Source organism: Lentihominibacter faecis (genome assembly GCF_014306095.1).
GTDB lineage: Bacteria > Bacillota > Clostridia > Peptostreptococcales > Anaerovoracaceae > Lentihominibacter > Lentihominibacter faecis.
Genome location: NZ_JACRWC010000031.1, coordinates 1 through 10,680, shown reverse-complemented (window position 1 = coordinate 10,680; position 10,680 = coordinate 1). Strand labels below are relative to the sequence as shown.

Below are 10,680 nucleotides of genomic sequence, written 5' to 3'. Positions count from 1 at the left end.
AGATGTGTATAAGAGACAGGGCTATGCTATCAGGTTGCGATGATACAACCCGAAACTCGCAATTTCATTGTATCATCGTTACCCTGAAAAATCAATATTCAGGGTATTTTTATACCCATTTTAAGGAGATGATACATATGACTATCGCATGGGCATACTGCCGCTTCAGCAGCGATCACCAGAGAGAAGAATCCATCGATGCACAGATCCGGGCGATCCGTGACTACTGCGGTCGCAACAGGATCACACTGGAGAAAATCTATCGGGATGAAGCAAGATCCGCCACTACTGATGATCGCCCATCTTTTCAGCAAATGTTCTCTGATATCAAGGAATATCCCTGTGATCTGGTAATCGTTCATAAGCTTGACCGATTCAGCCGGGATCGGTATGACAGTGCCTTCTACAAAAGAAAACTCAAAGAACGCGGGATCCGTCTCGTGTCCGTTCTGGAAAATATCGACGGCAGCCCGGAGAGCATCATCCTGGAATCCGTTCTGGAAGGAATGTCTGAATACTATTCACGCAATCTGGCCAGAGAAGTCCAAAAAGGAAAAAAAGAAACTGCATATAAATGCCTGCATAACGGCGGAGTCCCTCCCATCGGCTACCAGGTCGATGGGTCCGGGAAATATCACGTGGATCCCATAGAATCTAAATGGATCATCAAGGCATATGAAATGAAGGCATCCGGCTGCAGCTACATGGAAATCGCGGCTTATTTGAATGGGATCGGCGCCAGAACCAGACGTGGCCAGGGATTTACCAAAAACAGCTTCCATGATCTTTTCAAGAATGAAAAGTACAAGGGCGTTTATGTATATAACCGGGCAGCTCCGAAGACAGCCGGAAAGCGGAACAATCATTTAAACAAATCAGATGAGGATATTATTCGCATCGAGGGCGGGATCCCTCGGATCGTATCAGATGAATTATGGAATGAGGTGAACATGCAGATGAAAGATAGGACGATGAATGCCAGACATAAAGCGAAAAGAACTTATTTACTTTCCGGGATCATATACTGCGGTGAATGTGGCAGTCCAATGTCCGGGAACGCCAGAAGAGCCGGCCGGAATAAAACAGAATATATCACATATGACTGTAATCGTCGGCACAGAGAACGCACCTGCCGGGCAAAAGGGATCAATAAAAAATACATTGAGGATCTGGTGATCAGCCATCTGGAAAATGAGTTTTTCACACAGGAAAACGTCTTGCAGCTTTCGCAGCGTATCTTCGACTTGCAGGCGCAGCGCAAAATGGAAGTAACTCCGGAACTGGCGGCTCTAAAAGCCGAGCTGGCAGCCAAGCAGAAAGAAATGAACAATATTATTGATTCTATCAAAAAGGGTAGTTATAAGGACTGGATGGGAGATCTGGGCGATGAGATCGACGCCCGCATTAAATATCTAGAAGGAAAAATCCAGTATAGCGAAAGCATTCAGAAGCGCCAGATTCTTTCACAGAAACAGATTTACGATTATATTATGAAAGATGCAAATCTGATGGAAAAATCTCTAGAAGATCTGAAACAGATCGTACAGACTTATGTAGAAAAGGTAGTGGTATTCGCTGAGAAGATCGAAATACACTTAATAATAAATAACCACAATCCAGGCGGTAAAAGCCACCCAGATTGTGGATACGATGGTGGAAGCGATGGGAATCGAACCCATGTCCGAAAGCATTTTCACAGGAGTTTCTCCGAGCGCAGCTTTTGTTTTAAAGTTTTGCCTCAAACATCGCCCAAAAGCAGGCTATATCATCAGCTATCCCGTTAGTCCCTTATGCTGCCGGGCATTCACATAAGGTTTTCCTGCATGTTTGACGCATGGTTCCGGACCTGCAGGTGAACCCGGGCATGCGCGCGGTGCTGAACTAAGCAGCTAATGCGAAATTGTTGTTCTTTTTAGCGTTTATATTTAACGTGTCCCTTTTAACGCAGACTGGACAAACTGCGGCTCGCTTCTCCGGTTTCCACACCCCCGTCGAAACCAGTGCGCCCCCATATAGGATCCTGCAGCCTATTCTTCTGCAGCAGGATCATCTTCATCATTCTTAATGCGATACTTTTCTTTCACCTCTTCGATCTCAGCTTCCAGAGCCTCTATCTCCTCGCTGTAAGCTTTAATCTGTTCACAAAGCTCTTCGATTCTAGGATCTTTGATATCACCAGCTTCAAACAGTTCATAGCAATATGCTCCGATATCTTTCTTAGTATTGCCGATATACTGCTTTTTCGTTGTGATCTTTCCCTTCAGCTTGCCGATCTCCATCAGTTCGCTTGCCTTGCTGCCTGCCTTCGAAGCAGCTTCTGATGCTGTCTTGCCTATTTTATTAAAAAAATTCTGCATGGTCTTCCTCCCTTTTCAGTGCCTTGCACTGCACTCTGGTTTATGAATGTTTGCGCATTGCCTGCTGCATCCGTCTGTCTGCATCACGCTTTGCAATATCATGACGCTTATCGTACTCTTTTTTACCACGGGCAACGGCAAGTTCCACCTTTGCCCTTCCTCTATCATTAATGTACATCCTCAGAGGCACTAAAGTCAAGCCTTTTAACGTCGTATACCCAATAAGTTTTCGGATTTCTCTTTTATGCAAAAGCAGCTTGCGCGGACGTACCGGATCCACATTGAACCGGTTTCCCTGCTCATACGGACTGATATTCATGCCATAGAGGATCACCTCTTCCTTCTCGATCCTGGCATAACTTTCCTTCAGGCTGACACGCCCCTGCCTCACCGACTTGATTTCCGTTCCCGTCAGTGTGATTCCTGCTTCATAAGTCTCTTCTATAAAATAATCATGGCGCGCCTTCTTATTATTTGCAACTACCTTCATATCAATACTCTCTTTCTGCCTGGGAATTCAAGGGAAACAAACTTTTCCGATACAATCCCCCACATCTACGATCCCTACCGCATCATTTCGACTATCCATAGAGGAGCCTCGATCATCGCACAGCAGGAATAATTCTCCTTCTCCCAAAGTCCGATGCGTCAAATCCTCCATTTCTCCATCGCCGCTCATATACGCCGTATACGGCTTTCCATTTCGATAAAACACATTGTCACGGATCTCGATCTGATCTCCCTGCCGGGCTGCGATCCGCCGGATCAGGACACTTCCCTCTCCGTCTTCACTGTATACCTGATTCCAAAGCGCCACGACTTCTCCCACTTCCGGAATACTCTTTCGGTATGCCGCTTTGCAGACCAGAACGCAATGCCCCTCTTTATAAAAAGGCTCCATCCCGCTTCCCGTCACCGTCGTGATCATAAACACGCCGAAAAATCCTACAGCACAGACGATCCCCATGATCGCTGCCGTACCGTATGCCACGATCCGCTTCCACATAAAACGATCCTCCCTGGTTTTTATGTAAAGCGTCCGGCGTCAGTTTATGCAAAGGTTTCACGCCAAAGCATCAGTTTATGCAAAAGTTTCACGCCAAAGGGATCTCCGCGATCCCTGCGGCTTGCGTTCTGCTTACAGCAGCTTGATCTGATTGAACGGATACAGCCGGATAAATGCCTTGCCGACAATGCTGTCCTCACTGACCGTGCCAACTTCCTCCGAACGACTGTCCAGACTTACCCGGCGGTTGTCTCCCATGACAAACACCTGATCTGCCGGGACTTTATAATCGCTGATATCACCTTCTGTATAACCTTCCTTGGTGTATGGCTCATCCAGAGCGGTACCATTCCGGTACACTACTCCGTCATGGATATCTATAACATCATTTTCGACACCGATCACTCTTTTTATAAGCAGTTTATCACCTTTTCCGTCATCTCGCTGGATATGAGATTTGAATACGATGATATCCCCATAGTCCGGATGATCCGCGGTCAGATATGCCAGTTTATTGACAAACAAATAATTATTTTCATACAAAGTAGACTCCATAGAGCTTTCCTTGACGATAGTCGGCTTGATGATCAGCGTGATCACCACCACGATCACCAATGCGATCAGTACATCTTTTATAAACTCTTTCATTTATGCAAACGCCTCCAAATCTTTATCGGTGAACCCCAGCTTCTGCAAAGCCTCCTGAAATTCTTCCGGCAGCTTTGCCTTAACGGTTTTTCCATTCAGATATGCGAAATTTCCTTCCAGACCACTGAACTTCAGCTGATACGCATGCAAAAGCTGCGTCGTGATCCCCAGCTTGTTCTTTGCCATGCCATTGACTCTTCGATCGCCATATTTGATGTCTCCCACCAGCGGATGTCCTTCGTGGGGAAGATGCACGCGGATCTGATGCGTCCTGCCTGTCACCAGCTCTACTTCTACTACGGAAAAACCGTTTTTCGAAGCGATCGGCGTGACAAACGTCTCCGCGCTCTTTCCTTCCTTTGCATCGTCCGTAACCTGGGAAATATTCATGCCGTGATCTTTTGCGATCCTATCCCGGAGCACCAGTTTCTCTTTTAAATTTCCTTTGACCAGCGTCACATAATACTTGCTGACATACTGTCTTTCCCGGATATAGCGCGTAAAGCTCCGGAGGGTTTCCGCATTCTTTCCGAAAATCACCAGGCCTGTCGTGTTTCGATCCAGACGGTTCACCGGCGAAGGTACGAAAGACTTCTCCTTTGATGGATCGAATTCTCCCTTCTCCTGCAAATATCCGCAGACCTGATTTGCCAAAGTGTTTTTCTTTTCCCGGGAATCTCCATGGGTCAAAAGGCCCGACGGTTTTTCAACGATGAGAAGGTTCTCATCTTCATATGCGATCCGAAACTGGCGTTTTACACGTCTGTGAGTCTGCTGTCTCGTCAGATCGTTCAGTTTCTCCTCCGGTATGTACAGAGACAACTGGTCGCCTTCCTGCAGGATCGTATCCTCATGCGCACGTTTCCCATTGACCTTTACATCTTTTCGTATGGTTTTGTAGATCATGCTCAGAGGAGCTCTCTTCATGTATTTTCGCAGGAAACGATCCAGCCGCTGCCCCGCTTCATTTTCTGTAATCTTGAAATCTACCATAGATATGATTATACAACATCCTGCAATAATTACAATTCATTGTGAAGAAAATTTCATGGAAAACACCGCTTTTCGATTTGAGAAAGTACTGAAAATATGGTACAGTATAGATGTATGCACAGCAAGCACAATATTTGCATTCACAAGGAGTATTGTTTATGAACAAAATCAAGGATTTTTTCTACAATAAAAATGACATTATCATTGTTCTCATCATACTGATCGCTGCCGGACTGATCATTTACACCCGCATCAGCGCGATCATGGATTATCCGGAAACACTGGCGCAGCAGAATGCGAAAGCACAGCAGACGACACAGGCATCGGAATCAAAGGAAACGACTGCTGCAGCATCCAGCGAATCCAGTGCAGCAGAAACTGTTGAAATCACCATATCGGACTCTGACGACTCGGTTGCGGTCGCCACAAAGCTCTATCAGGCAGGGCTGGTGAGCTCCGATACAGAATTTCAAAGTTATATCAGCAATATGGGCAAGGAAAGTTCTCTGAAATCCGGGACATTCCAGATCCCCAAGGGTTCCACGGACGAACAGATCCTGAACATCATTGCTAATTAATATCTCTATTACATTTATTTTTTAAGGAGGCTGTCATGTCTTTAGTTACTACAAAGAAAATGTTTGAGAATGCATTGAACAGCGACTACGCAGTAGGTGCTTTCAATGTCAACAACATGGAAATCATCCAGGGTATCGTAGAGGCCGCTCAGGAAGAGAAGGCTCCGCTGATCCTTCAGGTATCCGCCGGTGCCAGAAAATATGCCAAGCCGGCTTATCTGATCAAACTGGTAGAGGCTGCGATCCTCGATACCGGTCTGGACATTGCACTCCACCTGGATCACGGTGAAGATTTCGATATTTGTAAAAAATGCGTAGACGATGGATTTACATCCGTTATGATCGACGGATCCAAACATCCATTTGAAGAAAATATAAAACTGACAAAGGAAGTTGTGGAATATGCTCACAGCAAGGGCGTTTCCGTAGAGGCAGAACTGGGTAAGCTGGCCGGCATTGAAGATAACATCAATGTAGATGCCAGAAATGCAACTTTCACCGTTCCTGAGGAAGCTGCGGAATTCGTAGCAAAAACCGGTGTTGACTCCCTGGCTGTAGCCATCGGGACCAGCCACGGCGCATATAAATTCAAAGGCGAGCCATACCTCGACTTTGAACGTCTCAAGGAGATCCACAGCCTGATCCCTGACACGCCTCTGGTTCTCCACGGCGCATCCACCGTTTTGCCTGAATTCGTAAAGAAATGCAATGAATTCGGGGGAGATATCCCGGGTGCACAGGGCGTTCCTGAAGATATGATCCGCACTGCGACCAAGTATGGTGTCTGCAAGGTCAACATCGATACAGATCTGCGTCTGGCCATGACAGCTGAGATCCGCAAGCACTTCGTAGAACATCCGGCTGACTTCGATCCAAGAAAGTACCTTGGACCTGCAAGAGATGCGATCAAGGGAATGGTACAGCACAAGATTAGAAACGTGCTCAACGCTTCCAACAAGAGATAACGAATCATCACACGAGAAACTGCAAAGCTCCCGGCATTACGCCGGGAGCCTTTTTTTAAAGAAAAAGCTCCGCCGCACGGGCGAAGCTCATTAAAACCGCTATTTTTCAGATGCAGCAATCATATCATGCTTCAGCTTCCAAAGGTCGTAGGATAGATCCACATAATAGTTTTGCGGATTTTCAAATCGTTTCATCTCATCCCACATCGCATCCAGCTGCTGCCTGCAATAGTCCTTGATCTCGTCGATGGATGGAGATTTGTAGATGCACTTGCCTTCTTTGAAAATCTGCTGCCGCAGATTCTTTGCATAAAAATTCGTGATTTTCTTTCTCTTCCAAACCGCGTTAGGATCAAAGATCTCATATTCTCCATCCTCCGGTATCGTCTCACCGTCAAGCACGATCACATCAGCCAAAGCCCGGTTGCTGTCCCTGTCAAAGAGACGATATACGGTTTTGAATCCAGGATTGGTGATCTTCTCAACATTTTCACTGATCTTGATCTTAGGGATCAGCTTTCCATCTTTTTCTAAGGCCGACAGCTTGTACACGCCGCCAAATACCGGTTCTGACTTGGCTGTGATCAGCCTTTCGCCAACGCCAAAAGAATCGATGCAGGCCCCCTCCTGGATCACATCACGAATCAGATACTCATCCAGCGAGTTGGAAATTACAATAGAGCAATCCTCCAGCCCCGCTTCGTCCAGCATTTTTCTGGCCTGCTTTGTTAAGTACGTAATGTCACCACTGTCGATCCGTATCCCCATCTTCTCCGGTTTCATTTCCTTGAAAACGCGGATCGCAGTCGGCACACCGGATTTCAATACGTTATAGGTGTCTACCAGAAGCACACAGTTTGTCGGATAGATTTCCGCATACTTTTTAAATGCTTCATATTCATCATCATACATCTGCACCCAGCTGTGAGCCATGGTCCCAAGTGCCGGGATCCCGAAATCACGATCTGAAATCGTACATGCTGTCCCTGCACATCCACCGATATATGCAGCACGCGCACCGTATACTGCGGCCGCTGTGCCGTGCGCTCTTCTCGTGCCGAATTCCATTACAGGACGCCCTGCTGCAGCACGAACGATCCTGCTCGCTTTTGTTGCGATCAGGCTCTGGTGGTTGACGATCAAAAGGATCATCGTTTCCACAAACTGCGCCTGCATCACCGGACCTCTTACTGTCAGGATCGGCTCTCCGGGAAAAATCGGAGTTCCTTCCGGGATCGCCCATACATCGCACGTGAACTTAAACTCTGAAAGGTATTTCAAAAAATCCTCACTGAACATCTTCTGTTTTCTGAGATACTCGATATCCTCATCGGTAAATTCCAGATTTTCCAGATACTCGATCACCTGTTCCAGGCCTGCCATGATCGCATAACCGCCGTCATCAGGAATCCTTCTGAAAAACATATCAAAGCAGGCGATATTGTCTGCCATATCTGTACAGAAGTACCCGTTAGCCATGGTTATTTCATAAAAGTCAGTCAGCATGGTCAGGTTTGATTTCTCCATCATTTTACAGTTCCTCCATTTCACTTTCTCAGCACTTCCTGCATGATGTAAGTTCTATTATACCATTTATTCCACACAGTGGAAAGCTATATTTCTCCCCCGTATATTCTCCCATACTTCTGTTTCCCGCACGTATTTTATGCACATCAGACTAAAGAAGGATCCTTCTGAGGAACTGTCCTGTGTAGGATGATCCACATTCTGCCACCTCTTCCGGCGTACCTTCCGCTACGATCGTTCCGCCGCGGAATCCTCCGTCCGGTCCCAGATCGATGATATGATCCGCTCGCTTGATCACGTCCAGATTATGTTCGATCACTACGACCGTATTTCCTGCATCTACGAGTTTGTCCAGCACGGAAAGGAGCTTGTCAACATCTGCAAAATGCAGTCCGGTCGTCGGCTCATCCAGAATATACAGTGTTTTACCGGTGCTTTTTCTGGAAAGTTCCGACGCCAGCTTGATCCGCTGTGCTTCACCGCCTGAAAGCTGCGTGCTGGGCTGTCCAAGCTTGATATACCCGAGCCCCACTTCCAGCAAGGTCTGCAGCTGTCTGGATATGCTCGGGATATTTTCAAAGAAAACAGCAGCTTCTTCCACGTTCATATCCAGCACGTCAAAAATGCTCTTGTCCTTATACTTTACTTCCAGTGTCTCTCGGTTATAGCGTCTGCCCTTGCAGACTTCACACGGCACGTAAACATCCGGCAGGAAGTGCATCTCGATCTTTATGATGCCATCCCCATTGCATGCTTCACACCGTCCGCCTTTTACGTTAAAGCTGAACCGACCCTTACCGTATCCTCGAAGCTTTGCTTCCGGAAGCTGCGAGAACAGATCCGGAATATGTGTGAATACGCCGGTATACGTCGCCGGATTGGAACGCGGCGTCCTGCCGATAGGAGCCTGGTTGATGTCGATGATCTTGTCGATGTGCTCGATCCCCTTGATCTTCTTGTACTTGCCCGGTTTCTCCTTGCTGCCATACATTTCTTCTGCAACGGCCTTATATAAAATTTCGTTGATGAGGCTGCTTTTACCGGATCCTGATACGCCCGTCACACAGACCATTTCTCCAAGCGGGATCCTGACATTGATACCTTTTAGATTGTTCTCGGCTGCGCCGATGATCTCGATCTTCTTGCCGTTCCCCTTGCGACGCTTTGCAGGAACCTCGATCTTCCTTTTCCCGCTGAGATACTGACCGGTAATGGATCGCGGGCAATTGATGATATCCTCCACCGTACCCTGTGCGACCAGTTCTCCTCCGTTGATCCCGGCCTCAGGCCCTATATCAACGATATGATCCGCAGCATACATGGTATCCTCGTCGTGTTCCACCACGATGAGCGTATTGCCGATGTCAGTCAGCCTGCGAAGTGCCTCCAGCAGTTTTTCATTGTCCTTCTGGTGCAGTCCGATACTGGGCTCGTCCAGAATGTAAAGAACGCCCACCAGCCCTGAGCCGATCTGAGTCGCAAGGCGGATCCGCTGTGATTCTCCTCCGGACAAGGTTGCCGACGCTCTGGACAGGGTCAGATAATCCAGTCCCACGTTGGCCAGAAATGTCAGTCTGCCGCGTATCTCCTTGATGATTTCAGCAGCGATCTGCCGATGCGTCTCAGACAGATCAAGATGCTCTACAAATCCAATGGCATCCGATACGGACATATCACAGAATTCCATGATATTTTTACCGCCAACCGTCACTGCCAGAAGCTCCGGCTTCAGTTTGTTGCCTTTGCAGGACGGGCAAGTGGTGATACGCATATATTTTTCCATTTTTTCCTTGATCCACTCTGACTGGGTTTCCCGATACCGCCGTTCCAGATTATTGATGATACCTTCGAACGTATGATTTCGATTCTGAGTATCGCCATTACGATTGGTATACACATAAGACAGCTTTTCGTCCCCGGTGCCATATAACAGGACTTCCTTGAATTTTTTTGGCAGATCCTTATATGGTGTGTCCATATCAGCGTCATATTTCTCCGCCAGCGCACGAATCACCTGCCAGTAAAAACTGGTGTATTCCATTGTCGAAAACACGTTGCTCAGGCACTTGTCATTGATGCTCTTGTCCTGATCCGGAATAATCAGATCCGGGTCTATTCTCTGTATGAACCCCAGTCCATTACAATCCGGACAAGCTCCCATCGGGTTGTTGAAGGAAAACATCCGCGGCTCCAGTTCTTCAATGCTGACGCCATGATCAGGGCAGGCCAGACTGGTGCTGAATGTCTTTTCTTCCTGGACACCGTCTTTGTCCACAATGACCTGAACTAGCCCTTCCCCATGGGCTATAGCCAGTTCACACGCCTCCGAAAGACGGCTCTGCACACCATCTTTCACCTTGATCCTGTCTACAACGATCTCTATGGTATGTTTGAAAGTCTTTTCCAGCTTGATCTCATCTTCTTCCAGAAGGTGGATCTCCCCATCAACACGGACACGCGTAAATCCTTCTTTGCGGATACGTTCTAAGATCTTTTCATGCTGCCCCTTGCGCTGCCGCACTACCGGAGCCAGCACCGTCAGCTTCGTTCCTTCGCCCTCCTGCATCAGAAGTTCTACGATCTGGTCGATAGCTGTCTCTTATACA

Annotated in this window: 8 protein-coding genes, 1 other RNA gene and 2 pseudogenes; 3 read left to right on the top strand and 8 right to left on the bottom strand. The window is 47.3% G+C overall.

Going from position 1 to position 10,680, the window contains the following annotated elements; genetic code table 11:
* Positions 1–2: 2 nt before the first annotated feature.
* Positions 3–1,175: pseudogene (locus H8876_RS10255) on the top strand (recombinase family protein); the annotation flags it as partial.
* Between the two features lie 476 nt (positions 1,176–1,651).
* Here the strand turns inward: H8876_RS10255 and ssrA are convergent.
* The 6 genes from ssrA to H8876_RS01770 all read right to left on the bottom strand — a co-directional run bounded on the left by ssrA (position 1,652) and on the right by H8876_RS01770 (position 5,004).
* Positions 1,652–2,010, bottom strand: a transfer-messenger RNA (tmRNA) gene (gene ssrA, locus H8876_RS01795).
* Between the two features lie 17 nt (positions 2,011–2,027).
* On the bottom strand, positions 2,028–2,357 hold the full coding sequence (locus H8876_RS01790; RefSeq protein ID WP_249286286.1) for a hypothetical protein: 330 nt from the start codon (positions 2,355–2,357) through the stop codon (positions 2,028–2,030).
* 40 nt (positions 2,358–2,397) lie between these two features.
* Positions 2,398–2,853 carry an SsrA-binding protein SmpB gene (gene smpB, locus H8876_RS01785; protein WP_417493062.1) on the bottom strand — a complete coding sequence of 152 codons (456 nt, stop codon included), beginning with the start codon at positions 2,851–2,853 and terminating at the stop codon, positions 2,398–2,400.
* A 21-nt stretch (positions 2,854–2,874) separates the two neighbouring features.
* A complete protein-coding gene (gene lepB / locus H8876_RS01780; RefSeq protein WP_249286284.1) occupies positions 2,875–3,363 on the bottom strand; it encodes a signal peptidase I in 489 nt (162 codons plus the stop codon).
* A gap of 132 nt (positions 3,364–3,495) precedes the next feature.
* Positions 3,496–4,011: a signal peptidase I gene (gene lepB / locus H8876_RS01775; RefSeq protein WP_249286283.1), complete on the bottom strand. Its 516-nt coding sequence runs from the start codon at positions 4,009–4,011 to the stop codon at positions 3,496–3,498.
* Positions 4,012–5,004, bottom strand: coding sequence for an RluA family pseudouridine synthase (locus H8876_RS01770; RefSeq protein WP_249286282.1), 993 nt, complete (start codon positions 5,002–5,004; stop codon positions 4,012–4,014).
* Positions 5,005–5,162: 158 nt separating this feature from the next.
* On the opposite strand from H8876_RS01770, the gene H8876_RS01765 reads away from it, so the two are divergent.
* Both H8876_RS01765 and fba read left to right on the top strand, forming a co-directional pair.
* Positions 5,163–5,582 (top strand): hypothetical protein, encoded by a 420-nt coding sequence (locus H8876_RS01765; protein ID WP_249286281.1) that lies wholly within the window; start codon positions 5,163–5,165, stop codon positions 5,580–5,582.
* 35 nt (positions 5,583–5,617) lie between these two features.
* Entirely contained in the window at positions 5,618–6,547 is a 930-nt protein-coding gene (fba, locus tag H8876_RS01760) for a class II fructose-1,6-bisphosphate aldolase (protein ID WP_249286280.1), read from the top strand.
* Between the two features lie 99 nt (positions 6,548–6,646).
* On the opposite strand, the gene H8876_RS01755 is transcribed toward fba, so the two are convergent.
* Positions 6,647–8,077, bottom strand: coding sequence for a nicotinate phosphoribosyltransferase (locus tag H8876_RS01755; RefSeq protein WP_465250724.1), 1,431 nt, complete (start codon positions 8,075–8,077; stop codon positions 6,647–6,649).
* Between the two features lie 148 nt (positions 8,078–8,225).
* Positions 8,226–10,673, bottom strand: a pseudogene (uvrA, locus tag H8876_RS01750) (excinuclease ABC subunit UvrA); the annotation flags it as partial.
* Between the last annotated feature and the right edge of the window lie 7 nt (positions 10,674–10,680).